The 24,639-nt window shown below is 65.0% G+C and carries 24 protein-coding genes; 10 read left to right on the plus strand and 14 right to left on the minus strand.

Translation table 11 applies throughout. The features are described 5' to 3' along the window. Positions 1–13: 13 nt before the first annotated feature. Together ACE10W_RS31135 and ACE10W_RS31140 are read left to right on the plus strand one after the other, a co-directional pair. Entirely contained in the window at positions 14–349 is a 336-nt protein-coding gene (locus ACE10W_RS31135; protein WP_028176314.1) for a hypothetical protein, read from the plus strand. Positions 350–559: 210 nt separating this feature from the next. Then, complete coding sequence (locus ACE10W_RS31140; RefSeq protein WP_011089423.1) at positions 560–841, plus strand: hypothetical protein; 282 nt, start codon at positions 560–562, stop codon at positions 839–841. Between the two features lie 83 nt (positions 842–924). On the opposite strand, the gene ACE10W_RS31145 is transcribed toward ACE10W_RS31140, so the two are convergent. Both ACE10W_RS31145 and ettA read right to left on the minus strand, forming a co-directional pair. Then, positions 925–2,151, minus strand: coding sequence for a lytic murein transglycosylase (locus tag ACE10W_RS31145; RefSeq protein WP_375762349.1), 1,227 nt, complete (start codon positions 2,149–2,151; stop codon positions 925–927). 7 nt (positions 2,152–2,158) lie between these two features. Then, positions 2,159–3,808 carry an energy-dependent translational throttle protein EttA gene (gene ettA, locus ACE10W_RS31150; RefSeq protein ID WP_011089425.1) on the minus strand — a complete coding sequence of 550 codons (1,650 nt, stop codon included), beginning with the start codon at positions 3,806–3,808 and terminating at the stop codon, positions 2,159–2,161. Positions 3,809–4,044: 236 nt separating this feature from the next. Here ettA and ACE10W_RS31155 point away from each other — a divergent pair, with 236 nt between their 5' ends. Further along, entirely contained in the window at positions 4,045–4,260 is a 216-nt protein-coding gene (locus ACE10W_RS31155; RefSeq protein ID WP_060908653.1) for a hypothetical protein, read from the plus strand. Between the two features lie 131 nt (positions 4,261–4,391). Next, the gene (locus ACE10W_RS31160) at positions 4,392–5,354 is read left to right on the plus strand and encodes a D-2-hydroxyacid dehydrogenase family protein (RefSeq protein WP_060908654.1); all 963 of its coding nucleotides are present in this window, start codon (positions 4,392–4,394) and stop codon (positions 5,352–5,354) included. 58 nt (positions 5,355–5,412) lie between these two features. On the opposite strand, the gene ACE10W_RS31165 is transcribed toward ACE10W_RS31160, so the two are convergent. Continuing rightward, positions 5,413–6,615: a L,D-transpeptidase gene (locus ACE10W_RS31165; RefSeq protein ID WP_039185840.1), complete on the minus strand. Its 1,203-nt coding sequence runs from the start codon at positions 6,613–6,615 to the stop codon at positions 5,413–5,415. 368 nt (positions 6,616–6,983) lie between these two features. Between ACE10W_RS31165 and ACE10W_RS31170 the strand changes: the two genes are divergently transcribed. Further along, complete coding sequence (locus ACE10W_RS31170; protein ID WP_375762783.1) at positions 6,984–7,751, plus strand: hypothetical protein; 768 nt, start codon at positions 6,984–6,986, stop codon at positions 7,749–7,751. A 2-nt stretch (positions 7,752–7,753) separates the two neighbouring features. On the opposite strand, the gene sseA is transcribed toward ACE10W_RS31170, so the two are convergent. The 3 genes from sseA to ACE10W_RS31185 all read right to left on the minus strand — a co-directional run bounded on the left by sseA (position 7,754) and on the right by ACE10W_RS31185 (position 10,452). Next, positions 7,754–8,605 carry a 3-mercaptopyruvate sulfurtransferase gene (sseA, locus tag ACE10W_RS31175; protein ID WP_028174595.1) on the minus strand — a complete coding sequence of 284 codons (852 nt, stop codon included), beginning with the start codon at positions 8,603–8,605 and terminating at the stop codon, positions 7,754–7,756. A 125-nt stretch (positions 8,606–8,730) separates the two neighbouring features. Then, positions 8,731–9,144, minus strand: a complete 414-nt coding sequence (locus ACE10W_RS31180; RefSeq protein ID WP_018641027.1) for a rhodanese-like domain-containing protein — start codon at positions 9,142–9,144, stop codon at positions 8,731–8,733. Positions 9,145–9,276: 132 nt separating this feature from the next. Further along, a complete protein-coding gene (locus ACE10W_RS31185; RefSeq protein ID WP_011089432.1) occupies positions 9,277–10,452 on the minus strand; it encodes a VWA domain-containing protein in 1,176 nt (391 codons plus the stop codon). A 152-nt stretch (positions 10,453–10,604) separates the two neighbouring features. Here ACE10W_RS31185 and ACE10W_RS31190 point away from each other — a divergent pair, with 152 nt between their 5' ends. Then, positions 10,605–10,850, plus strand: a complete 246-nt coding sequence (locus ACE10W_RS31190; protein WP_011089433.1) for a GlsB/YeaQ/YmgE family stress response membrane protein — start codon at positions 10,605–10,607, stop codon at positions 10,848–10,850. A 107-nt stretch (positions 10,851–10,957) separates the two neighbouring features. Next, the gene (locus ACE10W_RS31195; protein ID WP_060908657.1) at positions 10,958–11,800 is read left to right on the plus strand and encodes a MoxR family ATPase; all 843 of its coding nucleotides are present in this window, start codon (positions 10,958–10,960) and stop codon (positions 11,798–11,800) included. A 40-nt stretch (positions 11,801–11,840) separates the two neighbouring features. Here the strand turns inward: ACE10W_RS31195 and ACE10W_RS31200 are convergent, their stop codons facing one another. The 5 genes from ACE10W_RS31200 to ACE10W_RS31220 all read right to left on the minus strand — a co-directional run bounded on the left by ACE10W_RS31200 (position 11,841) and on the right by ACE10W_RS31220 (position 18,307). Then, the gene (locus tag ACE10W_RS31200) at positions 11,841–12,797 is read right to left on the minus strand and encodes an IS481 family transposase (RefSeq protein ID WP_182871944.1); all 957 of its coding nucleotides are present in this window, start codon (positions 12,795–12,797) and stop codon (positions 11,841–11,843) included. 1,187 nt (positions 12,798–13,984) lie between these two features. Then, positions 13,985–15,631 (minus strand): GMC family oxidoreductase, encoded by a 1,647-nt coding sequence (locus ACE10W_RS31205; RefSeq protein ID WP_211433794.1) that lies wholly within the window; start codon positions 15,629–15,631, stop codon positions 13,985–13,987. Between the two features lie 14 nt (positions 15,632–15,645). Further along, the gene (locus tag ACE10W_RS31210) at positions 15,646–16,239 is read right to left on the minus strand and encodes a GNAT family N-acetyltransferase (RefSeq protein WP_038967669.1); all 594 of its coding nucleotides are present in this window, start codon (positions 16,237–16,239) and stop codon (positions 15,646–15,648) included. 140 nt (positions 16,240–16,379) lie between these two features. Beyond that, on the minus strand, positions 16,380–17,306 hold the full coding sequence (locus tag ACE10W_RS31215; protein WP_375762350.1) for an SMP-30/gluconolactonase/LRE family protein: 927 nt from the start codon (positions 17,304–17,306) through the stop codon (positions 16,380–16,382). A gap of 167 nt (positions 17,307–17,473) precedes the next feature. Then, positions 17,474–18,307, minus strand: coding sequence for a GyrI-like domain-containing protein (locus ACE10W_RS31220; protein ID WP_375762351.1), 834 nt, complete (start codon positions 18,305–18,307; stop codon positions 17,474–17,476). Positions 18,308–18,490: 183 nt separating this feature from the next. Here ACE10W_RS31220 and ACE10W_RS31225 point away from each other — a divergent pair, with 183 nt between their 5' ends. Further along, positions 18,491–19,594: a mandelate racemase/muconate lactonizing enzyme family protein gene (locus ACE10W_RS31225; protein ID WP_375762352.1), complete on the plus strand. Its 1,104-nt coding sequence runs from the start codon at positions 18,491–18,493 to the stop codon at positions 19,592–19,594. 9 nt (positions 19,595–19,603) lie between these two features. Here ACE10W_RS31225 and ACE10W_RS31230 read toward each other — a convergent pair whose 3' ends face one another. Beyond that, on the minus strand, positions 19,604–19,960 hold the full coding sequence (locus ACE10W_RS31230; RefSeq protein WP_110117158.1) for a hypothetical protein: 357 nt from the start codon (positions 19,958–19,960) through the stop codon (positions 19,604–19,606). 184 nt (positions 19,961–20,144) lie between these two features. Between ACE10W_RS31230 and ACE10W_RS31235 the strand changes: the two genes are divergently transcribed. Beyond that, on the plus strand, positions 20,145–20,369 hold the full coding sequence (locus tag ACE10W_RS31235) for a hypothetical protein (RefSeq protein ID WP_011089440.1): 225 nt from the start codon (positions 20,145–20,147) through the stop codon (positions 20,367–20,369). 280 nt (positions 20,370–20,649) lie between these two features. Here the strand turns inward: ACE10W_RS31235 and ACE10W_RS31240 are convergent, their stop codons facing one another. Further along, on the minus strand, positions 20,650–21,306 hold the full coding sequence (locus ACE10W_RS31240) for a glutathione S-transferase family protein (RefSeq protein WP_375762353.1): 657 nt from the start codon (positions 21,304–21,306) through the stop codon (positions 20,650–20,652). Positions 21,307–21,487: 181 nt separating this feature from the next. Between ACE10W_RS31240 and ACE10W_RS31245 the strand changes: the two genes are divergently transcribed. Next, positions 21,488–22,711: a polyhydroxyalkanoate depolymerase gene (locus tag ACE10W_RS31245; protein WP_375762354.1), complete on the plus strand. Its 1,224-nt coding sequence runs from the start codon at positions 21,488–21,490 to the stop codon at positions 22,709–22,711. Between the two features lie 26 nt (positions 22,712–22,737). On the opposite strand, the gene ACE10W_RS31250 is transcribed toward ACE10W_RS31245, so the two are convergent. After that, positions 22,738–24,561 carry a diguanylate cyclase domain-containing protein gene (locus ACE10W_RS31250; protein ID WP_375762784.1) on the minus strand — a complete coding sequence of 608 codons (1,824 nt, stop codon included), beginning with the start codon at positions 24,559–24,561 and terminating at the stop codon, positions 22,738–22,740. Positions 24,562–24,639: the final 78 nt, after the last annotated feature.

A 24,639-nucleotide genomic window follows, 5' to 3' on the forward strand; every position in this document is an offset into this window, starting at 1 on the left:
AAAGGTCAAGCCAATGAAGAAGTCGCTCCTGGCAGTCGCTGCCCTCACCGCTGTGGCCCTGACGGCCGGGACGCCGGCCCATGCGCAGCGCGGCGTCGCTGCCGGCGTGGCGGCTGGGATCATCGGCGGCGCCATTGTCGGCGGCGCGCTCGCTTCCCCGTATTATTACGGACCCGGGCCGGGCTACGCGTATGGTCCGGGTTATGGCCCTGGTTACTACCCGCCCCGCTACTACGCGCCGGGCCCGGGTTATGTCGCCGACGACTATTACGGCGGTTGCGTCTGGCAGAGGCAGCGCTTCTGGGACGGCTATGGCTGGCGCGTCCGCCGCGTCAGGGTCTGTGGCTGAGGCGCCAAAAGCCGGTTCACGACGGATGCGCCGTTCATCTCGGAGCCCGAAAAAGACCGCTTTTTCTCGTCACAGCTCTGTGTGCGTTTACCGTGGATTGACCATTTGCGCGCTTCCTAGCTGCAAGGCTAATTCCATCAGAGTGTGCGTGAATCTTTGAACCCCGGGCGCCTCTAACAAGGGGACCCATCTCCCAGGAGAGCCAAGAGCATGAAGAAGACTTTAGTTGCCGCCCTCACGGTTGCGACGGTCGCCGGTTCGCTGGTGACCGCTGCTCCGTCCGCAAAGGCCCATGACGGCGTCGGCGCGGGCATCGCGGCCGGCCTGATCGGCGGCGCCATCGTCGGCGGCGCGATCGCCTCGAGCCGTCCGGCCTATGGCGGCCCCGTCTACGTCGCCGAGCCCCCGCCGCCCGCGCCCTGCTACTGGCAGCGCCAGCGTTACTGGGACGGTTACGGCTGGGTCATCCGCCCGGTTCGCGTCTGCTACTGATCTGATCGCCATGGCGCTCGTGAGCGCCGCGATCGAAGCCCGGCCGAGACCATCGGCCGGGCTTTTTCTTTTGGTCCCGCGCGCTATCGCGCCGCCTCGATCGAGCGCAGCACCTCTTCGCTCGGCCAGCAATCGACCTTCAGGCCCGCCGACTTTTGATAAGCACCGAGCGCTGCGCGCGTCTGCATGCCGGCCTTGCCGTCGATCTTGTCCTTGTAGAGCCCGGCGCGCGTGAGCCCGCGCTGCATGGTCTCGACATCCCTGGTGCGCAATTGCTTCGAGGCCGACCACGGCGTTGCGAAGGGCAACGGGCTCGTCATGCGGTCGCTGAGATGACCGACGAACAGCACGTAGAGGTCGGAGAAATTGTATTCCTTGATGACGAAGTAGTTCTTCGTGGTCAGGAACGACGGGCCGTAGATCCCTTCCGGCTGCAGCAACGAGGCCGGCTGCGCCTGCTCCGCGGCGCTGAGCTTTTGTCCACGCACCGGCACGAAGCCTTCGCGCAGCCATTGGCTGATCGGCTTCGTCACCTCTGGCACCCCGGTGGTGCAATCGACCTTCGCCGGCGCCTGCACCTCGTAGGCCCAGCGCACGCCGCTCTGCCAACCCTTGTTGACGAGTTGCTGGGCGGCGGAGGCGAGCGCATCCGGCACCGAGTGCCAGATGTCGATGCGGCCGTCGCGGTCGAAGTCGACGCCGTGCTTGTAATATTCGGACGGCAGGAATTGCGTGAGCCCGGTGGCGCCGGCCCAGGACGAGCGCATGTCCTTGCGCGTCACCACGCCCTCGCCGAGGATCTTCAGCGAGAGGATGAACTCGTTGCGATAGGTGTCCTTGCGGCGGCCGACATAGGCCTGCGTCGCCAGCACGCGCACCAAATCATACGGCAGCGTGTAGCGGCCGTAGTCGGTCTCGCGGCCCCAGATCGCGAGCATGACGGTCGCCGGCACGCCGGAGGTCTTCTCGATCTCGGTCAGCGCGGGACGATATTTCTGCAGGAGCCGCTGCCCCTCGCCCGCAAGGCGCGCGATCGAGGCGTCCCTGACGTAGTCGGCCGGCACCTGCACGAACTCGGCCTGCGACGGCGCACCGGTCGCCGGCCGGCCCGGCAGGATCAGATCCGGCAGCTTGTAGTCCGGCTCGAGCCCGCGCGTCTCTTGCTCGAACGTCGCGCGCGACACGCCGGCCGCCTGCGCCTCCGGCCAGAGCGAGGCGATGAACTGCGTGAAGGCGGCGTCGGCGGCGCGGGCGGACGACCAGCCGCAGGTGACAACGATCACCGCAGCGATGAGCGCCCGCCGCATCATGCCGCCATCACCGCGTCAGCTTCTTGTACTTCACGCGGTGAGGAATGATGCTGTCCTGGCCGAGCCGGCGCATCTTGTCCTTCTCGTAGTCCTGGAAGTTGCCTTCGAACCATTCGACATGGCTGTCGCCCTCGAAGGCCAGGATATGGGTCGCGATGCGGTCGAGGAACCAGCGATCATGGCTGATGATGACGGCGCAGCCGGCGAAATCCTCCAGCGCCTCTTCGAGCGCGCGCAGCGTGTCGACGTCGAGGTCGTTGGTCGGTTCGTCGAGCAGCAGGACGTTGGCACCGGACTTGAGCATCTTGGCGAGATGCACGCGGTTGCGCTCACCGCCGGAGAGCGCGCCGACCTTCTTCTGCTGGTCGGCGCCCTTGAAGTTGAACGACGAGCAATAGCCGCGCGAATTGACTTCCTTCTTGCCGAGCAGGATCAGCTCGTTGCCGCCGGAGATCTCCTCCCACACGTTCTTGTTGCCGTCGAGCGCGTCGCGCGACTGGTCGACATAGCCGAGATGCACGGTCTCGCCGACCGTGATAGTGCCCTTGTCCGGCGTTTCCTGCTTGGTGATCATCTTGAACAGCGTGGTCTTGCCGGCGCCGTTGGCGCCGATCACGCCGACGATGCCACCAGGCGGCAGCTTGAAGGTGAGATCGTCGATCAGCAGGCGATCGCCGTAACCTTTGCTGAGGCCTTCGAAATCGACCACGTTGGCGCCGAGCCGCTCGGCGACGGGGATGATGATCTGCGCGGTCTGGGTCTGCTTCTCGCTCGCCTGCTTCAGCAGTTCCTCGTAGCGCTGGTAGCGCGCCTTGGACTTGGCCTGGCGTGCCTTCGGCGAGGACGCGACCCATTCCTGCTCGCGCGCAATCGTCTTCTGGTGCGCGGCGTCCTCGCGGCCTTCCTGCTCCAGCCGCTTCTGCTTCTGCACCAGCCAGGACGAGTAGTTGCCCTCGTAGGGAATGCCCTTGCCGCGATCGAGCTCGAGGATCCAGCTGGTGACATTGTCGAGGAAGTAGCGATCGTGGGTGACGATCAGGATCGCGCCGGGATAGTTGCGCAGATGGCCTTCCAGCCACGACACCGACTCGGCGTCGAGATGGTTGGTCGGCTCGTCCAGCAGCAGAAGCTCGGGCTGGTCGAGCAGCAGCCGGCACAGCGCGACGCGGCGGCGCTCACCGCCGGAGAGTTTTGTGACGTCGGCATCGTCGGGCGGGCAGCGCAGCGCGTCCATGGCCTGGTCGACCTTGCTGTCGAGATCCCAGAGGCCCTGGGCCTCGATCTCGTCCTGCAGCTTGGTCATCTCGTCGGCGGTCTCCTCGGAGTAGTTCATCGCCAGCTCATTGTAGCGATCGAGGATGGCCTTCTGCTTGGCGACGCCCAGCATGACGTTCTCGCGCACGGAAAGCTTGGCATCGAGCTGCGGTTCCTGCTCGAGATAGCCGACGCGGGCGCCCTGGGCGACCCAGGCCTCGCCATTATACTCCTTGTCGAGGCCGGCCATGATCTTGAGCAGCGTCGACTTGCCCGAGCCGTTGACGCCGAGCACGCCGATCTTGGCGTCCGGGTAGAAGCTCAGATGGATGTTATCGAGCACCTTCCGGGTCGGGTAGCTCTTGGTCAGGCCCTGCATGAAATAGATGAACTGGCGCGCCATCGGTCCCGTGAAACCTTCGATTTGAGGAAATTTGCTTGCCGCCGATGTAGCGATCCCGCCCCCAAAGGGCAACGTTTTCCCTCCGTTCACCACGGATGAATACGGGACGGACACCATGCTGACGCCAATCCGGACAATTGAAACCATTTTTTAATAAAGCAGGCCAAAGCTCGTCACGGCGCCGAAAAAGACGCCACCCGCGGCAGAAGCGGCGGGGAGAACAGCGAGGCCGCACCATGGCTCTGACCGAGACCAATTCCTTTCCCGTTCCGGCAGAAGCCGGCAGCACCTCCGCGCTCGTCGCGGAGATCAAGGGCTTCTGGAAGGGCTTCTTCGCCACCGCCTTCAACCCCTACCGGCCCGAGCTGCACTACATGCGCGGCCCCGGCCCCGCCTGGCGCGCCAAGCACGGCATGGATGCGCCGGTCCGGTTGAAGCCCCGCGACCTCTGAGCCCTTTCCCCGCTATCGGATTTTTGAAGACGCGAGCTGCTTGCGCGCAGGTGTGATTGCGCGCAACCATGGCCCGGTTCCGACGATGGCCCCCGCCTGGCGCCATCACCTCTCGCCATGGATGAACGCTGATGACGCGGCTGCGCTGTGCAATTCTCGACGACTATTTCAACATCGCCCTCGACGTCGCCGACTGGCCGAAACTGTCCGACCGCATCGACGTCACCGTGTTCAGCCATCCCTTCACCTCGGAGCAGGCCGCGGCCAGCGCGCTCGCCGATTTCGAGATCGTCTGCGCGATGCGCGAGCGCACGGCGTTCCCCAAGAGCCTGTTCGATGGCTTGCCGAAGCTGAAGCTGCTGCTGACGTCAGGCATGCGCAACGCCTCGATCGACATGGAGGCCGCGAAGGCGAAGGGCGTTGCGATCGGCGGCACGCAATATTCCCGCGATCCCACGGCACCGCTGACCATGGGCCTGATCCTGGAGCTGACCCGCGGCATCGGCCGGGAGAATGCGCGCATGCATGCCGGCGAGCCCTGGCAGACCTTTGCCGGCGTCGAGATCGAGGGGCTGACGCTCGGCATCGTCGGGCTCGGCAAGCTCGGCAGCAAGATGGCGGGCATTGCGAAAGCATTCGGCATGAACGTGATCGCCTGGAGCCCGAACCTCACGCCGGAGAAGTGCAAGGCGGCCGGCGTCGGCTACGCCACCAAGGAGGAGCTGTTCGCCAAGGCCGACATCGTCACCATCCATGTGGTGCTGAGCGAGCGTTCGCGGGGACTGGTCGGCGCTGCGGACCTCGCGCGGATGAAGCCGACGGCCTTCCTCGTCAACACCGCGCGCGGGCCGATCGTGGACGAGCAGGCCCTGCTGGAGGCCTTGCAGCAGCGGAAGATCGCGGGCGCCGGCTTGGATGTGTTCTCGGTCGAGCCGCTGCCGGTCGACCATCCCTTCCGCAAGCTCGACAATCTCGTGCTGACGCCGCATCTCGGCTACGCCACCGAGGACGGCTTGCGCATCCATTACGGCCAGATGGTCGAGGCGATCGACGCCTGGACCAAAGGCGGCGAGCTGCCGCGCAAGCTGGCCTGAAACGAAAAGGGCGCGCCGACGGCACGCCCTTTTTTGATCTGAATTGTCTCGAAGCGCCTTAGCGCACGGTGACCGGTGCGGGCAGCGGCGGCACCACGGTCGGCTGCGTACCCGGGACGGGGCCGGCCTGGGCCGCCATCGGGGCCGGCGCACCGGGGGTGGGTGCGGCGGACGCAGTCGCCGTTCCCGGCGCCGGACCACCCGGCATCACCACCACGCGCGTGCCGACCTTGACCCGGTCGAACAGGTCCGAGACGTCCTCGTTCAGCATGCCGATGCAGCCGGAGGAGACGAACTTGCCGATCGTCGAGGGCTGGTTGGTGCCGTGGATGCGGTAGACGGTCGAGCCGAGATACATCGCGCGGGCGCCGAGCGGATTGCCGGGGCCGCCGGCCATGAAGCGCGGCAGATAGGGCTGGCGCTCGATCATCTCGGTCGGCGGATGCCAATCCGGCCACTCGGCCTTGCGGGTGATCTTCTGCACCCCGGTCCAGGTGAAGCCGTCGCGGCCGACGCGGACGCCGTAACGAACCGCGCGGCCATTGCCGAGGACGTAGTACAGATAGGTGTTCGGGGTATCGACGATGATCGTTCCGGCCGGCTCCTTGGTCGCGAGCGAGACCTCCTGGCGGCGCAGGTTCGGCGGCAACTGTGCCGGCGCGGCGTCGGGCTGCTCCTCGGGCGGGAGCGAGGCGATCGCCATCGGCCGGCCATCGGCGCCAACCGGCGGCTGCCCTGCCTGGACCGCTCCGGTCGCGGCGGGACCACCGACGGCTTCCGGCGGACGCAGGCCGTCGCTGCCGGGGGCCTGCTGAGCGGGACGGTCGGCATAGATCACAGCGGGCGGGCCGGCGGGGCGGCCGTAGCGGGGATCGTCGGGCGACATCACCGGCCCCTGCGGCGGCGCAGCCGAGTAGACGGGAGCGCCGGCGGGACGGCCATAACGGGGATCATCCGGCGACATCACCGGCCCCTGCGGCGGCGCAGCCGAATAGACCGGAGGACCAGCGGGGCGGCCGTAGCGGGGATCGTTGGGCGAGATCGGACCGCCCGGGCCGGGCGGCGGCAGCGATGCCTGCGGCAGCGCGTCGTCGTCATCTTCCAGCGCGTCGAAACTCGGCGTGCGGTCGCCGGGGCGGTATTCAGCCGGAGCGCCGTAGCTCGGCGCCTGCTGGACCGGATAGCTCTGGGCCTGTGCGAGCGAGGTTCCCGCCGCAGCGACTGTTGCGGCAGCGCATATCGTCAGAAAATGTTTGATCATCATCGCTCTTGTATAGTCCCCAGGCCCTATCGGACCGCTAACGGCCAGATGACCGAAGATAGCGGCACATTCAAGACATTACAGGCCGATTTGCGCCGGATTTGCCGATTTGTGATCCGCAAGACTACCGTTGCTCCGTTGCATCACGGGGGCGGAAATCGCATTCCGCCGTGGATTGCCGGAGTCATCGACCCCGATTTTAAGGGAACGGCGCGGAGGGGTTGCGATATGTTCGAATCAGCCTGATTCGCCGCCGCTTTGAGCTCCGATTCCGCGTGGCGAACGCGGCAACCAGTACCGTCACCGCGTTCAGATGGCTCATTGGCCCTGGCCAGCTCGCCGCCGGGGCGGAAATTCGCAATCCCTCGATGCTTCCCGGCTTTCGCTTCCTGCTTGCCGCGATCCTGCTGTCAACCTCCATCCTGGTGTTCGGCTTGGGCGCCGCCGCGCTGCTGCGGGCGAGCCACGAGCAGTATGTCAGCAACCCCTCCTGGCGGAACGGCCCGCAGGAGCGGATGTTTGCCCAGGCGTCCGAGCCGGCCCAGCCGGTGCTCGCGGCCTTGCGGGCGGAGCCGGAGCCGGCCGAGCCCACCGCGCCGTCGCTGCGCGACCAGGTGCCGACCATCGCCCTGCCGGTGAGCGAGCCCGATCAGGTCGCGGCGGTGACGAGTGAGGCTGACGCTCAGCCCCAGGTCGCTACACCTTCGGCTGACACCTCGGCCGCCGAACCGGCCAAGGCCGAGACGACGACGGAAGCCACGGCACCAGCTCCCACCGACACGCTCACCCCTGCCGACACCACGGCATCGATCCCCGAGGCCCCCCCTGTCCCGACCGCCGGCGCGCCGGCCCCGGCTGACCCTAGCCTCGCCCTGGAATCCTCGGCGCTCGATGCCGCCTCAGCCAGGATGGCTGCACTGAACGATCCCGCGACCACGGCCTGGAAGGATCCGCCGGCCAAGGCCAAGGCGGACAGCAGCGCACCGGACAGCAAGGCGACGAAGCCGCGGGCGAAGGCGAAGAAGCGGCACCGCGTGGTGCGGCGCCCGCCGCCTCAACAGCTGCAGCAGTCGCTTGACCCGTTTGGACAGCCGCAGCAGACCTTCGCTACGACGACCACGCGCGCGCGCCAGTAAGCTTACGCCGGCCCGGTCGCGACCGGCGGGCCGCCGGCCTGGCCCCATTCCGACCATGAGCCGTCATAGAGCGCGGTATCGGTGATACCGAGGCGATAGAGCGCGAGCGTCAGCACGCCGGCCGACACACCCGAGCCGCAGCTCGTCACGATCGGCGCATCGAGCTTGACGCCGGCACCGGTGAAAGCGGCACGCAGATCGTCGAGCGGCTTCATCGTTCCGGTCGCGGCATCGAACAGGAGATTGTAGGGCACGTTGCGGGCGCCGGGGATGTGGCCGGAGCGGATGCCCGCGCGCGGCTCGGGCGCGCGGCCCTCGAAACGGTCGGCGGCGCGTGCGTCGATCACCTGCTCTTTGTTGCTTTCGACGTTGGCGATGAGCTGCTGCATGCTGCGCACGCGTTTTGAATCATAGCTCGCCTTGAACGTCGCAGGCTTTGGCTTCACCTCGCCGCTCTCGACGGGACGCCCCTCGGCGCGCCACTTCTTCAGGCCGCCATTGAGGATGCGTACATTGCCGTGGCCGAAAGCCAGGAACATCCACCACGCGCGCGGCGCGGCGACCCAGCCGCCGGCATCGTAGATCACGACCGTGTCGGCATTACCGATGCCGAGATTGCCGACGTCGCGGCCGAACTGCTCGGCGCTCGGATACATATGCGGCAGCGGGTTGGAATGATCCGACACCGCGTCGACGTCGAAGAACACCGCGCCGGGCAGATGCGCGGCGAGATAGTCGTCCTTCGGCAGCGGCAGCACGCCCGGCAGCTTGAAGCTGGCGTCGAGCACTTTAAGGTTGGCGTCGTTGATATGGGCGGCGAGCCATTCGGTGGACACGAGGGGGTCGGGGGTCATCGGTCTTTCCTTGTCATTCCGGGGCGCGCGTAGCGCGAGCCCGGAATCTATCGCGCGGCAGAGATGGTGGATGAATGGATTCCGGGTTCGCGCTACGCGCGCCCCGGAATGACGAAGGGAGAGATCTAACCCTTCTTCTTCGGCTCCCACTGCTCCGTCGGGCCGCCGGCGTCGCGCCAGGCGGCGTAGCCGCCGGCGATGTGGGCGACGGGCTTGAGGCCCATGTCCTGCGCGGTCTTGGCAGCGAGCGCGGAGCGCAGGCCGCCGGCGCAGTGGAAGACGAACTTCTTGTCTTCCTGGAAGATCGGCTTGGCATAGGGGCTCTGCGGATCGATCCAGAATTCCAGCATGCCGCGGGTGCAAGCGAACGCGCCGGGGATGCGGCCGTCGCGCTCGATCTCGCGGGGATCGCGGATGTCGACGATGACGACGTCGCCGTTCTTGGAGATCTCGATGGCGTCCTTGGCGGTGAGCGTCTCGATCTCGGCATTGGCCTCGTCGATCAGCGCCTTGATGCCGCGGGTGATGGTCTGGGGCATGGGTCTTCCCTTCTTCTCTTCCGTCGTTCCGGGGCGATGCGAAGCATCGAACCCGGAACCTCGATCGTCACACTCCATCTCGAGATTCCGGATCGGCCGCTTTGCGGCCGTCCGGAATGACGGTGGAGGGCGCTAGTGCGTCAATTCCTTCATCGCACCCTCCAGCCCCTCGATCGTGATCGGGAACATGCGATTGGTGAAGATGCGCTTGATGATGGTGGTCGATTCCGAATAGTCCCAGTGCTTCTGCGCGACCGGATTGAGCCACACCGTATGCGGATAGGTGCGGATGATGCGGTCGAGCCAGACCGAACCCGGCTCCTCGTTGACATGCTCGACCGAGCCGCCCGGCACCATGATCTCGTAAGGCGACATCGAGGCGTCGCCGACGAACACGACCTTGTAGTCGTGCGGGTATTTGTGCAGCACGTCCCAGGTCGGCGTGCGGTCGGTGAAACGGCGCTTATTCTGCTTCCACACGCCTTCATAGAGGCAGTTGTGGAAGTAGAAATACTCCATGTGCTTGAACTCGCTCTTCGCCGCCGAGAACAGCTCCTCGACCTGCTCGATATGCGAATCCATCGAGCCGCCGATGTCGAAGAACACCAGGAGCTTCACCGCGTTGCGCCGCTCGGGCCGCATGTGCACGTCGAGATAACCGTGATTGGCGGTCTCGCGGATGGTGGTGTCGAGATCGAGCTCATCAGGCGCGCCGGTGCGCGCGAACTTGCGCAGGCGCCGCAGCGCCACCTTGATGTTGCGGATGCCGAGCTCGACATTGCCGTCGAGATCCTTGAACTCGCGCTTGTCCCACACCTTCACGGCGCGGTTGTTGCGGTTCTTCTCCTGACCGATGCGGACGCCCTCGGGATTATAGCCGTGGGCCCCGAACGGCGAGGTGCCGGCGGTGCCGATCCACTTCGAGCCGCCCTGATGCCGCCCCTTTTGCTCCTCGAGGCGTTTCTTCAGGGTCTCCATGAGCTTGTCCCAGCCCATGGCCTCGATCTGCTTCTTCTCTTCCTCGGTGAGATACTTCTCCGCGAGCTTCTTCAGCCACTCCTCGGGGATCTCGGCCTTGTCCATGGCCTCGAGCAGGCTCTCCAGCCCCTTGAACACGGTGCCGAAGACGCGGTCGAACTTGTCGAGATTGCGCTCGTCCTTCACCAGCGAGGCGCGCGACAGATAGTAGAAATTCTCGACGGTGTAGTCCGCGAGGTCAGCGTCGAGCGCCTCCATCAGCGTGAGGTATTCGCGCAGCGTCACGGGGACCTGCGCATCGCGCAGAGAAGTGAAGAATTGCAGGAACATGGGTGACAGATTGCCCGTCGGGGGGCGGACGTCAAGGGGCGCTTCATCTCTCCCATTGGGAGAGGTGAAGCGAGATCGCGAACGCTGCTGGACCGGGAGGCTTTTTGCTCTAGAATTGGCCACCTCACGGGGTTGTTTTGGGGACGTTTGCAATGGGAATTCTCGCAGCACTCATCATCGGCGCGATCGCCGGCTGGCTCGCCGGCAAGATTGTCCACGGGGCGGGATTTGGGCTGATCGGCAACATGGTCGTCGGCATCATCGGCGCGCTGGTGGCGGGCTGGGTGCTGCCTCAGCTGCACATCCAGCTCGCCACCGGCACGGTCGGCGCCATCGTGGATGCCACCATCGGCGCGGTGATTGTGCTCGTCATCCTTTCGCTGATAAAACGGGTCTGAAAGCCTGACCGAACCAGGAACGGCCGCCATGAGCGGCCGTTCCGTTTGTTGGACCAGGGCGATGCCTGCAGGGCAAGATCTGGGACGACGACCAACAAGGACGCGCGATGAAATTTACCGGCACCAAGGACTATGTTGCGACCGACGATCTCAAGGTCGCCGTCAATGCCTCGATCGTGCTGGAGCGCCCGCTCCTCATCAAGGGCGAGCCCGGCACCGGCAAGACGGTGCTGGCGGAGGAAGTGGCCAAGGCGCTGAACGCGCCGCTTCTGACCTGGCATATCAAGTCCACCACCAAGGCACAGCAGGGCCTCTACGAATACGACGCGGTGTCGCGCCTGCGCGACAGCCAGCTCGGCGATGCCCGCGTCTCCGACATCAGGAACTACATCAAGCGCGGCAAGCTGTGGGAGGCGTTCACCGCCGAACAGCGCCCGGTGCTGCTGATCGACGAAATCGACAAGGCCGACATCGAGTTCCCGAACGATTTGCTGCTCGAGCTCGACCGCATGGAATTCCATGTCTACGAGACCAGCGAGACGATCAAGGCGAAGCAGCGCCCGATCATGATGATCACCTCCAACAACGAGAAGGAGCTGCCGGACGCGTTCCTGCGCCGCTGCTTCTTCCACTACATCAAGTTCCCCGACGCCGACACCATGGGCCGCATCGTCGACGTCCACTTCCCCGGCATCAAGAAGCGCCTGGTGGAAGAGGCGCTGCGCATCTTCTTCGAAGTGCGCGAGGTGCCCGGCCTGAAGAAGAAGCCGTCCACCTCGGAGCTTTTGGACTGGCTCAAGCTGCTGCTCAACGAGGACATGAGCGTGGAGCAACTGCGCGAGCGCGATCCGCGCAAGCTGATCCCGCCGCTGCACGGTGCGCTGCTGAAGAACGAGCAGGACGTGCATCTGTTCGAGCGGCTGGCGTTCTTGAGCCGAAGGGAAGTGTAGGTCGGCGCGCCGCCAACCACACGCCCGGTGTCGTCCCGGCCTAGTTGTGGAGCCTCAAGAGGTTGTCCTCGGTCAAACCGAGCCGGCTGATCGGCGTTTGAGAGTTTATACCACCGTGGGGCCGGTGCCAGTTGTATTGGTGCAGCCAGATGGGCAGCTCCCGGGCGCGCCGATCTGATGTGGGATAGGCTTTGGCATAAGCCCATTCGCGAAGCGCTGTCTGAATGAAGCGCTCGGCTTTGCCGTTTGTTCTCGGCGTGTAAGGCTTGGTGCGGATATGCTTGATGCCGAGGTCCCGGCAAGCGTCGCGGAAGGCGAAGGACTGGTAGCAACTCCCATTGTCGGTCATGACACGCGTGACGGTGACGCCGAGCCTTTTGTAATAAGCCACAGCGGCCTTGAGAAAGGGAACAGCGCTGTCCGCCGTCTCATCGGGCTTGATCTCGGAGAAGGCGACGCGGGAATGGTCGTCGATGCAGACGTGGACGAAATCCCAGCCGGCGCCGCGGCTCTTGTTCGGACCACTCGGATCGCCAGTGATGCGGTGGCCAACACGCTTGAAACGCCCGAGCTTCTTGATGTCGATGTGAATGATCTCGCCTGGGGTCTCGCGTTCATAGCGGCGTTCCGGCTCGACCGGTTCGAGATCACGGATCCGGTTTAGTCCCAAGCGGCGCAGAATGCGGCTGACAGTGGCCGGTGATACAGCGGCCTTAGCTGCGATCTGCTTGCCGGTATGACGTTGGCGGCGCAAGACCTCGACAACCGTGCAAGTGGCTGGCGGGGTTTGGCTCGGCGATGAGTGGGGTCTGGAGGAGCGGTCGCGCAACCCTTCTACGCCTTCCTCGCGGAACCGCTTGACCCATTTGGCAACGGTCTTCGGCGTCGTGTTGAACTGGAAAGCCGCGTCGGCCTGGCTCAGCCCGCCCTCGACCACGCTTCGCACCATCGCCTCTCGACCTTTGGGCGTCAAAGGCGCATTCTTGTGGACGTTCATCTGGTCTCTCCTTGGAACACTGAAGCTTCGCAACCTCAGCTTCCTCGGTTCAGACCAGATGGACAACCTCCTGAAAGACCACACCTAGTGCGCAATTGCGCACGGGGGCCGGGACCCATACCGCGTGATTTATCGATAAGACTCCGGGGCCAGTACCGCCCACCAAACCACTCCCTGGGGTAATGGGTCCTGGCGTTCGCCAGGACGACGTTGGGGAGGCATTTGCGCGCTGCCCCAACCTCGTCATTGCGAGCGCAGCGAAGCAATCCAGAAGCCCTCCGCGGAAACAGTCTGGATTGCTTCGCTGCGCTCGCGCAATGACGGAGGATGAGGTATGGGCTGGTTCTCCAGATGACGCTGTCATTCCCCGCGAAGGCGGGGAATCCAGTACGCCGCAGCCTCTCGGCTCCATCACAACCGCCTCTGGAATACTGGATCGCCCGCCTTCGCGGGCGATGACAGCGAGTGTGTGGTCACAGACACGACTTCGCATCCTCGCGGCTCATCTCGCCCGAGCTTTGCTCTCTCCATCACACCGTCCAGGAAAGAGGGCGCAGGGAAGGCCGGGTGCCGGCTGGCACCCACGGTCCGCCGTGCGAAGGCACACGCAGAAAAACTGCACAGCGGCATACAGGTGAAGCCCAACACACGGCCTTCCCTGCGCAGTGGTCGGACGGCTTATGCCGTGCTCTCCCGGGAGCCGAGTTCGTTCTGGCCTCCCTCGTCCTCGCGGAATTCACCGACACCGCGCCGGTTGACGCGACTGTCGCATCAGCAAGAGCTTGACCGTAGCAACGACGGCCAGGACCACACGGTTTTGCCGTACGCACGCAGCGCCGTTCGTCCGCACGAAGTTTTGGGCTCACGGAGAGCAATCCGCCCTGCCCTCAGCCTCTCGCACACGACGCTGCCGCGTCCACCGCAACCCGGCCCGCGTTTCGAACGACTCGCGAACCGCCCCTCTTCGTCGGGCCGGGCTGGCTCGATGTATGCCGCAATTCCGAATTTCGGTAAAGTGGAATATTTTTGCGGGGAGGGATTGACGGGTGAGCGACACAGCAAATCTAGTAGGGTGGGTTAGCAACAGCGTAACCCACCTCTTTTGTCTCCGCGTCCAGAGAGGTGGTGGGTTACGCCGCGCGGACTGCTCTTCGCGCAGCCGCTAGCTAACCCACCCTACGAAGATCTCACGCCACCGCCGCATCCGGAATCCGCGCGGCTTCCATCGGCACCTTGCCGCGGATCAGGTCCGAGGCACGGTCGGCGATCATCATCGTGGATGCGTTCAAATTCGCCGAGATCATGCGCGGCATCACGGAGGCATCGATCACGCGGAGGCCCTCCAACCCGTGGACGCGAAGTTGGTCGTCGACCACTGCCCACGTGCTGTCCGCCGGACCCATGCGGCAGGTGCAGCCGGGGTGGAAGGTGGTGGTGCCGCGTTCGGTGGCGGCGGCGAGGAATTCGTCGTCGGTGTTGATGTTGGGGCCGGGGAAATCCTCGTAGGCGTAATAGGGCGACAGCGGCGCACTCTTCAAAAGGCGCCGTGCGAGCTTCATGCCGCCGACGATGACGCGGCGGTCGAGCTCGGCGTCGAGGTAATTGGTCTGGATGATCGGCGGCGCGAACGGATCGGCCGAGCGAATGCGGACATAGCCGCGGCTCTCGGGGCGCTGCTGCCAGGAGGCCACCGTCATGCCGGGCTCGTCCTCGAGCTGGCCCTGCACGCCTTCCTTGTAGCTTGCCGGTGTGAAGGTGAGCTGCAGGTCGGAAGACTCGGCGCTCTCGCCGGAGTGCCAGAAGCAATAGACCATGGTCGGCGACAGCGAGAGCAGGCCGCGGCGCGCGGTTGCCCATTTCAGCGCCTCGATCCACAGCGAGAAGCCGCGGCGGAGTTCGTTGATGGTCTTGATGTCTTTTACGCGCGCCACCGTGCGCGGCGCGTAATGATCCTGGAGGCCTTCGCCGACCGGCAACGCATGGCGCACCGCGATGCCATGGGCGGCCAGCAGGTCCGGCGAGCCGACGCCGGAGAGCTGGAGCAGTTGCGGCGAATTATAGGTGCCGCCGGACAGGATCACTTCCTTGTTGGCGCGCACCTCGACCGGCGTGCCGCCGCGGCCGCCCTTGGTGTAGCGCACGCCCACCGCGCGCTTACCCTCGAAGATGATCTCGGTCGCGTGCGCGTGGGTGTGCACATGCAAATTGGGGCGCTTCATCGCGGGCTTCAGGAACGCGGTCGAGCCGGAGACGCGCAGGCCCTTGTCGATGGTGCGCTGGCAGTAGGAGACGCCTTCCTGCTTCGCGCCGTTGTAGTCGGGGTTACGCGGGATGCCGAGCGAGACCGCGCCCTCCATGAAGGCCTCGCAGAGCGGATCGCGCCAGTCCATGGTGGTGACGATGAGGTTGCCGTCGCGTCCGCGATAGGTGTCCTCACCCTCGCCGACCCGCTTCTCCAGCCGCTTGAAGTAAGGCAGCACGTCGGCATAGCCCCAGCCGCGATTGCCCATCTGCGCCCAGGTGTCGAAATCCATGCGCTGGCCGCGATTGTAGATGTGGCCGTTGATCGAGGACGAGCCACCGAGCGTCTTGCCGCGCGGCGCGTAGATGCTGCGCCCGCCGGTGTAGGGCCCCGGCTCCTGCTGGTAGGCCCAGTTGATGCTCTTCATGTGGAAGGTCTTGATGAAGCCCGCCGGCAGATGGATGTACGGGTGCCAGTCGCTCGGGCCCGCCTCCAGCACGCAGACGCTAACGTTCGGATCTTCGCTGAGCCGGTTGGCAAGCACGCAGCCGGCGGAGCCCGCGCCGACGATCACATAATCAAATCTGTCCATGGTGCCTCGGCCGCTCAGCGCGGCTTGTCGTTGAGTTGAAATTCGAGATGCGCCTGCACTGTCGGCCATTCGGCGGCGGTAATGCTGTAGACCACGGTGTCGCGCAGCGTGCCGTTCGGCGCGACCTGGTGGCTGCGCAGAATGCCGTCCTGCTTGGCGCCCAGGCGCTCGATGGCGCGGCGGCTCTGGTGGTTGAAGTAGTGCGTACGGAATTCGACCGCGATGCAGTTCAGCGTCTCGAAGGCGTGCCGGAGCAGCAGCAGCTTGCACTGCGTATTGAGCGGGCCGCGCTGCGCGCTCTTGCCATACCAGGTCGAGCCGATCTCGACGCGGCGGTTGGCGGCATCGATATTCATGTAGGTCGTCATGCCGACGATGTTGCCGCCGGCGTCGAACACGGTGAACGGCAGCATCGAGCCTGCGGCTTGCAAGGCCAGGCGGCGGTCGATCTCCTTGCCCATGTTCTCAGGCAGGGGAATCGCAGTGTACCAGAGTTTCGAGAGCTCGCCGTCCTTCACGGCCTCGGTCAGCCCCTCGATATGCTGACGCGACAGCGGCTCGAGACGGGCGTGCTGTCCACGCAGGGTGATGGGATCAGGCCAGGGCATTGAATCGTTCCTCATGAATGTCATTCCGGGATGGTCCGAAGGACCAGACTATGGTGCGCAATTGCGCACCTGAGAATCTCGAGATCCCGGGTTCTATGCTCCGCATAGCCCCGGGATGACAATCGCGTTTTACGCGATTGTCACTTGTTCAAGAAGTTCAACGGCAAACCGCCGCGCGGCCAGTCCATGGCGATCAGCTCGCCCTTGCCTGACAGCGTGATGTAGGCGGTCTTCAGCCCGGGGCCGCCGAAGGCGATGTTGGTGGTGACGCGGTCGCCGGTCGGCACCTGCTCGACCAGGGTGCCGTCAGGCGCGATCACCGAGATGCAGCCGGAGACGAGGGTGGCGACGCAGACATTGCCGTTCGCCTCCACCGCAAGCGAGTCGAACATCTGGTAGCCGCCGAGGCCGCAGATCGGCTTGCCCCGCTCGCCGCGATAGATCACCTCGCGCGGCCTCAGCGTGCCGGGCGCGGAGAGCTCATAGGCCCAGAGCCGCGCCGTCGGCGTCTCCGCGATGTAGACGGTGTTCTCGTCCGGCGAGAGCCCGATGCCGTTGGCCGGCAGCACGCCGTGCACGACCTCCACGACCTCTTTCATGCCGGGCTTGAGATAATATATGCCGCCGACGTCCATCTCGCGCGCGCGGCGCTTGCCGAGATCGGAGAACCAGAGGCCGCCGTGCCTGTCGAACACCAGATCGTTCGGCCCGCGCAGATCGTGCTCGCCGCATTTGGTCACGACGGTCTCGACCTTGCCGGATTGCAGGTCGACTCGCTGGATCGAGCCGCCGAGATAGTTGTCCGGCTGCGGGCCCGGCATGATCATCTGGCCGGTCGGAATCCAGGAGAAGCCGCCATTGTTGCAGATGTAGATCTTGCCGTCGGGGCCGAGGGCGGCGCCATTCGGTCCGCCCGGCACCTTCGCCACGATCTCCTTGCGGCCGTCGGGATAGACGCGGGTCAGGCGCTGGCCGCGGATTTCCACCAGCACCACCGAACCGTCCGGCATCACGACCGGCCCTTCGGGAAATTCGAGGTCGGTGGCGAGAACGCGGACGTCAGACATTGAGACCCTCCCGGCTGCTTGTTATGGCTTGCACGGGATGTCCGGCACGGGCCCCACACGCAAGCTTTGCCTGCGGTTATGACAAAGTCACCGGGGCTTGCCAAGCAAGCGGGACGGTATGCCAGCGTTGCGCCGCAAGGCGCGATTAAGGGTCATCGCGGATCGTGCTACCCGCGCACCGGCACCCAGATCTCGAAGCCGCCATTGCCGGTCGCGGGATCGAATTTTTCGTCGTAGCGCTCGAAGTTCGGCGCGTCTGCGGCCTTCAGGCCGGAGGCGGGCAGCCACTGATTCCAGATCGTGTTGACGGTGCGCCTGATCGAGGCGACGTGGTCGGTGTGGGCGAACACCGCATAGCGCTGCTCGGGGATGCGGATGCGGCCGAAGCGGCGCGGCAGGTCGGAATAATCGCTGACCTCGACACCGGCGATGTAGTCGAAATTGCCGGCATCGTCGCCGTTGCAGCAGACGCCATAGGCGACGTTGCCGACACGCGCCGGAATGTCGCCAACCTCCTGGTGGAAGCGCTGCCACATCCCCGGGATGATCGCGCCGTTGTCGCAGGAGATGCGCTCACTGATGCCGGCGACAAGGAAGGCGGTTGCGGTCTCGAAACGCGGCGGGGCGAGAGTGTCTGAGATGGTGGAGTCCATGAGGATCGGCTCCTGAAGCTTGAGATGGCCGGTGCACGTCGCGACCCGCACCGCTTCGGGTGTGGTGCCGAACTGGTCGCGGAACGCGCGGGTGAATGCTTCGTGCGAGCCGTAATCCGCCTCCAGCGCCAGCGACAGGATGTCCGGCGCGCCGTTCGCAAGACTGCGCGCCGCCTCGGTCAGCCGCCGCGCGCGCACGTAACGCATCACCGGCAGGCCGGTGGCTGCGGCAAACGCGCGCACGATGTGGAACCGCGACACGCCGGATATCGCAGCGATCTCGTGGAGCGTCATCGGCTCGGCCAGATGGCTCTCGATATACCAGAGCGCGCGCTGGGCTGGATTCATGCTGGTTCGGGCCCTCGTTCGAAGCGCGACCATGATGCACGGAACGCCGCGGGCTTCGCTTGATCGGCGTTGCGGTCCCGCAAGAGAATAACGCCGGCACAGCCACTGGCAACGTCCCGCCGTTCATGGCTACACTCGGGACGTCCTTGAAACCGCTCACAAGAAAGCAGGAGGAACCGCGTCATGAAGATCACCGATGTGCGGGCGCACCAGATCCGCATCCCCTATGACGCCGGTGTCGCGAGCTTCCGGCAGGGCGCCTCCGCCATCACCGCGCTCGACATGGTGATCGTCGAGGTCACGACCGATGCAGGGTTGACCGGCTGGGGCGATGCCTTCGCCTATGTCTGCCCCCGCACCACGCGCAGCGCCGTCGAGGAGATGATCGCACCGCAGGCACGTGGGCTTGAGGTTCCCGATGCCGCCGGCATTCCCGCGGTGATGGAGCAGATCCAGCGCAATCTGCATCTGTTCGGCCGCTACGGCATCACCATGTTCGCGATCTCCGGGCTCGACATCGCGCTTTGGGACCTCGCCGCGAAGATCAAGGGCGTGCCGGTGCACCGCCTGCTCGGCGAGACCAGGCGCCCGGCCATTCCGGCCTATGCGAGCCTGTTGCGGATCGGCACGCCCGACAACATCGCCAGCGAATGCAAGAAGGCGCTCGCGCTCGGCTATGGCGCCATCAAGCTGCACGAGACCACGGCGCCGGCGGTCTATGCCGCGCGCGAGGCGATCGGGCCGGGCATACCGCTGATGGTGGACATGAACTGCCCGCTGTCAGGCGAGCAGGCGATCGCGTTCGCCGGGACATGCCGGGACGCGCAGCCGATGTTCCTGGAGGAGCCGGTCTGGCCACCGGAGGATTTTGCCGCGCTCGCCGAGGTCCGCAGCAAGGGCGGGCTCGGCGTCGCCGCCGGCGAGAACGCCTGCACGGAATATCAATTCCGCCAGATGATGAATGCGGGCGCGGTGAGCCACGCCCAGCCGTCGGTGATCAAGGTCGGCGGCATCACGGAGTTTCTGAAGGTCGCGGCGCTCGCCGATCGGCTCGGCGTCAAGATCGTCCCGCACTCCCCGTATTTCGGCCCCGGCCTGCTTGCGACCTTGCATCTGCTGGCGGGGCGCGACGACGGGTTCGTCGAGATGTTCTACCTGAAGCGCGAGGCCTGCCTCTGGGGCGGCCGCGCCGACGTCGATGCCACCGGCCATGTCGCGGTGCCGACTGGGCTTGGGCTCGGCTATGAGCCCGACCGCGGCGTGATGGAGCGATATCGCGTCGCGTGAGCGCGGCGCCTATTTCGCCGCGTCCTTGGCCGGCGGCGCGTCCTGCTTCTTCTTCACGTCCTCCGCGATCTTCGTTTGCGCGGCCTGGAGATCGCCGAGCGTCTTCTGCAAGCCGGCAAGGCTCGTCTTCAACGCGTCGATCTGGCGATTGGCGGCATCCAGCTTCTGCTGGTGATCGAGGTTGAGCCTGGTGATCGTCTTCTGGAGGAAATCGACGTTGCTCTGGAGGCAGCTCGTGCGCCGCTCCATGGTCTTCTCGACGGTGCAGATCTCGATGCCGGGCACGTCCTGCGCGCGGAGCGGCGCGATCGCCAGCGTGGCGAGCAGCAACATCACGACACAGACGCCGGCGCTTCGAAACGGCATGCAGGTTCCTCGTCAAATTGATCACGGCAATGTGCGCTGTTTGCGCACAGCCGCCGGACGCTACCACACTCGTACCGCATTCTCGCGTTGAGCTTGGCTTGTTCCCTTGGGACAGGGAGCAGTGAACCGCGCGCGGAAGAAATGGGCGCTCTTTCCGCGGCTTTGATTAGGGGAGATTTTTGGAATGGCAACGCGCGATAGACGTCTGGCGGAATTCGACGGCGCTGGAGAGCCGCCACCTGGCTTGCCGGTCGAAGTGCTGTGCGAGGATCACAGCGGAACGTATCAACTGCCGTTCGCCTGCCGCTATGTCGAGGGACGCTGGCAGAACCACGAGGCCGGCATCGCGGTCGAAGCGACCGTGATCGGCTGGCGCTTGCCGCGTGTGAAGCACTCCGGCGTCGCCTGACAGCGGCTTCTGTTCCAAAATGCAACGGGGCCGCGCTCCGCCTTAACCTTCGGAACGCGGTTCGAACGAATCGCGTCCGAATCAGCCGAATCGCCTCGTCCACGCCTGTTCACGGCTAGATGTCGATGCGGGTCTGTCTTCGCGCACAATATCTGCGCGACGGCCGGGCGGGCTCAAGCCTGGAGCCGGCGCCAAAGGTTAACGGTGGACAAGGCATGGCTCGCACCGCCGCCCCAGCCGGTCCCCGCCCCCTAAACAGGCAGGCCAGCGCAACGCCTGCCTAATATTCGACCTCGAGCTCCTCGATCTCGGCCGGCTCTTCCTTGGCCGCCGCGATCCATTCCTTCATCTCGGGCATGGCCATGATGGTATCGGCGTAGGCCTTCAGAAGCGGCTCGAGCTTGACGTCATAGGTCACGAAGCGCGTCACCACGGGCGCGTACATCGCATCCGCCATGGTGCGCCTCTCACCGAACAGGAACGGGCCGCCCGATTTCTCCAGGCAATCGCGCCAGATGGACCAGACGCGGTCGATGTCGGCCTGCGCGCGCGACCAGATCTTGAAGCCGGGGAAGTGCCCCTTCAGATTGACAGGCAGCGAGGCGCGCAGCGTGGTGAAGCCGGAATGGATTTCGCCGCAGATCGAGCGGCAATGAGCGCGCTGGACGCGGTCATCCGGCAACAGGCCGGCGTCCGGCATCACCTCGTTGAGGTATTCGGCAATCGCCAGCGTATCCCAGACAGTCGCGCCCTCGTGCCGCAGGCATGGCACCAGGATCGACGACGACAGCAACAGGATTTCGGCGCGCGCGGAGGCGTCGTCGGGCGCGGTCACGATCTCCTCGAAATCGAGCCCGGAAAACTTCGTCAGCAGCCAGCCACGCAGCGACCAGGACGAGTAGTTCTTGCTGCTGATGGTCAGTGTCGCCTTCGCCATATGGCCTCTTCCCTCACGCCTGAGATGGGCACCCCGCCCGGCCCGCGGGCATGCCCACTACCTGTGCTTCCAATGTGTACACCCCGCTTGAAGAGCAAGCGATGTGCCAGTTTTGCGGGCGATTTGACTCAGTTTTGGCTTCGATATTGCATGGCACCATGGGACAGGTGGGCGCTTCAGTATGATGTCGATGTATTATCAAGCCTTTCAGAACCAGATGGACCTGACGGCGCCGTGGCGCGCGGGCGCCTCGTCTGCGCTCAAGTTCCTCAATCTGGTGCCGCAGGGCGTATCGCACCAGGTCGTCGGCCGGCTGTCGGCGGCGCTGGAGCTGATCTCGCGCTCCACCCTCACCTACCATCGCCCGGCCTACGGCATCGACAGCGTCATGGTAGGCAACCGTGAGGTCGCCGTCACCGAGGAGATCGCCTACGCGACCCCGTTCGGCTCGCTGCTGCACTTCAAGAAGCAGGGCGTGCCCGAGCAGCCGCGCATGCTGCTGGTCGCGCCGATGTCCGGCCATTTCGCGACGCTGCTGCGCGGCACCGTGAAGACGCTGCTCCAGGACCACGACGTCTACATCACCGACTGGCACAATCCGCGCGACATTCCGCGCAGCGAGGGCCGCTTCGGGCTCGACGACTACACCGACCACCTCATCGACTTCCTCGGCCAGCTCGGCCCGCGCCCGCATATGGTGGCGATCTGCCAGCCGTCGGTCTCGGCGCTCGCGGCCGCCGCCGTCATGTGCGAGGACAACCATCCCTCGCGTCCCGCCACGCTGACGCTGATGGCAGGGCCGATCGACACGCGGATCCAGCCGACCAGGGTGAACGAATTCGCCAAGAGCAGGCCGATCGACTGGTTCGAGCAGAACCTGATCAACTACGTGCCGGTGCAGTGCCGCGGCGCGCTGCGCAAGGTCTATCCGGGCTTCGTGCAGCTCACGGCCTTCGTCTCGATGAATCTCGAGCGGCACATCAAGCAGCACATGGACCTCGCCAACCACATCGCCAAGGGCGAGAAGGAAAAGGCGGCGACCATCAAGACCTTCTACGACGAATATTTCGCGGTGATGGATCTGCCCGCGGAATTCTACATCGAGACCGTGCGCGACGTATTCCAGGAGCATCTGCTGCCGCAGGGCAAGCTGATGCATCGGGGACGGCCGGTGAACACCAAGGCCGTCAGCCGCATGGGGCTGATGACGGTCGAGGGCGAGAAGGACGACATCTGCTCTATCGGCCAGACGCTCGCCGCGCAAGACCTCTGCACCGGCGTGCGCGCCTATCGCCGCGTGCACCACATGCAGGCCGGCGTCGGCCATTACGGCGTGTTCTCCGGCAAGCGCTGGAACAACGAGATCTATCCGCTGCTGCGGGATTTCGTGCACGTGAATTCGTGAGGCGCACGCCGCGCTAGGGCTGCTCTTCAAGCCCGTATCGAGCCGGGCCACGCGACGACTTGCCCTGACATCACAAGGCGGTTGCGTCCGCTCTCCTTGGCGGCGTAGAGCGCTTTATCCGCAGCCACAATCAACGACGTGCAATCCGCCTTGTCGGCGAACGACATATGTGTGGCGCCACCAATACTGAGGGTGACCTGCTTGGATGGCGGGTTGAGCGCGTGGAGGATGCCGAGGTCCTGAATCGCTTGCCGGATTCGTTCGCCGACCTGCTCGCACCCTCCCATGTCGGTGTTTGGCAGCAGCAACGCGAATTCCTCACCACCATACCGAGCGGCTACGTCTGCAGGCCGTCTGGCCTGCTCTGCCAGGACCCCGGCGACCGAGCGAAGACATGCATCGCCCGCCTGATGCCCGTACTGATCGTTGAAACGCTTGAAATGATCGACGTCCATCAGCAACAGTGACAGAGGCGTTCCTTCGCGCCTCGCCCGGTCCCATTCCGCCTCTAGCCGCTCGTCGAAGTGTCTGCGGTTTGCCAGGGCCGTCAGGCCATCCGAACTGGCGAGAGCCGACAGCTTATCCTCCAGGTCCTTACGTTCGGTCATGTCGCGCGAGATCGCCACCACGCCGTTGATGTCTCCACTCTGCGCGCTCCTTGCGACGCGCAGCGCGGTTTCGATCCAGACCTCGCCTTTCTCGCGATGCCGAGTGCGATAAGTGATTCTAGCCTCCTCGGCTTCGCCGTTCATCAGCGCGGAGATCGTTTGCTCAACCCGGGCCAGGTCCGCGGGATTTATGCCGGCAAGGGCCGACGTATCCACCAATTCGTTCGGAGCCCAGCCGAGAACCCGCGCGCTGGACGGCGACGTATAGAGGATGCGTCCATCGAGCGCGATGCGCATGACCATGTCTCCCGACTGCTCCGCAAGGAGGCGAAAATCCGCCTCCTTGGCGATCAGGGCGGCGGCCATCTTTTGCCGCAGGTGCAACTGGCGCACCAGCAAAAGCCCCGCAACAGCGAGCCCTCCTATCAGTCCCAGCACCGCAGCCATGCGCATCAGCGCGGCCCTGCGCCATGGAGCCAAGACGTCGTCTTCCGATTCCGTCGCAACCACGAGAACGGGGTAGCGACTGCTCAGTTGATAAAAGCTCAGTCGCCGAACGCCGTCGAGAGGCGACGTGAAGTAGTAGACGCCCGCAGCCGGCCGTTCGCGGAAATTCCTAAAGAGCGGTGCATTCGACAGATCGCGGCCCGTATATCCGTTGTCCGGGCTACGCGCGAGGACAATGCCTTTCGCTGTCGCCAGTGAGATTGAGCCGTTCTGGCCAACGTCGAACCCGCGATAGAATTGCAGAAAGTAGTCGACATCGATCGTGGTAAGAGCCACTCCGGCAAAACTGCCGTCAGGATGATTGAAGCGCCTTGACGCGGTGATGATCCATTGCCCGCCCGACCTGCTCCTCACTGGAGGCCCGATGAAGGTTCCCCGGTCAGCCATGGCGCGATGATGCTGGAAATACTCTCGGTCGCTGTTGTTGAGACTGGCGAAATCCACAGGCTCGCTGGTCGCGAGCCAGCGGCCGGTCTCGTCATAGACGAACACGGCGCGGATCCGGTTCGCGGCTTTGCGCCGGGAAAGAAAGGTCTGAATCTTGGCGATTGCCGCCGGGCTGGTTCCCTCGAGTTCGAGTTGGCCAACTAACACATTGAGAACGGTGTCCGCGAGTTCGAACGTATCGTCCGCGTGTTGCGTCACCGACCGGGCCAGATTGGCCATGTCCGTTTCGGAGCCCTTCAGCAGCGTCTGTCGCGAGGACCACTCCCGCCAGCCGCTGAGCGCGACCATCGCCAAGCAAGCGACCGCCACAAATGCGGAGACCCAGAGCGTCAGACGCCCCTGGCGAACATCACTACGGTGATCGAT

Origin of the sequence: Bradyrhizobium sp. B025 (genome assembly GCF_042257955.1) — a bacterium.
Lineage (GTDB): Bacteria > Pseudomonadota > Alphaproteobacteria > Rhizobiales > Xanthobacteraceae > Bradyrhizobium > Bradyrhizobium diazoefficiens.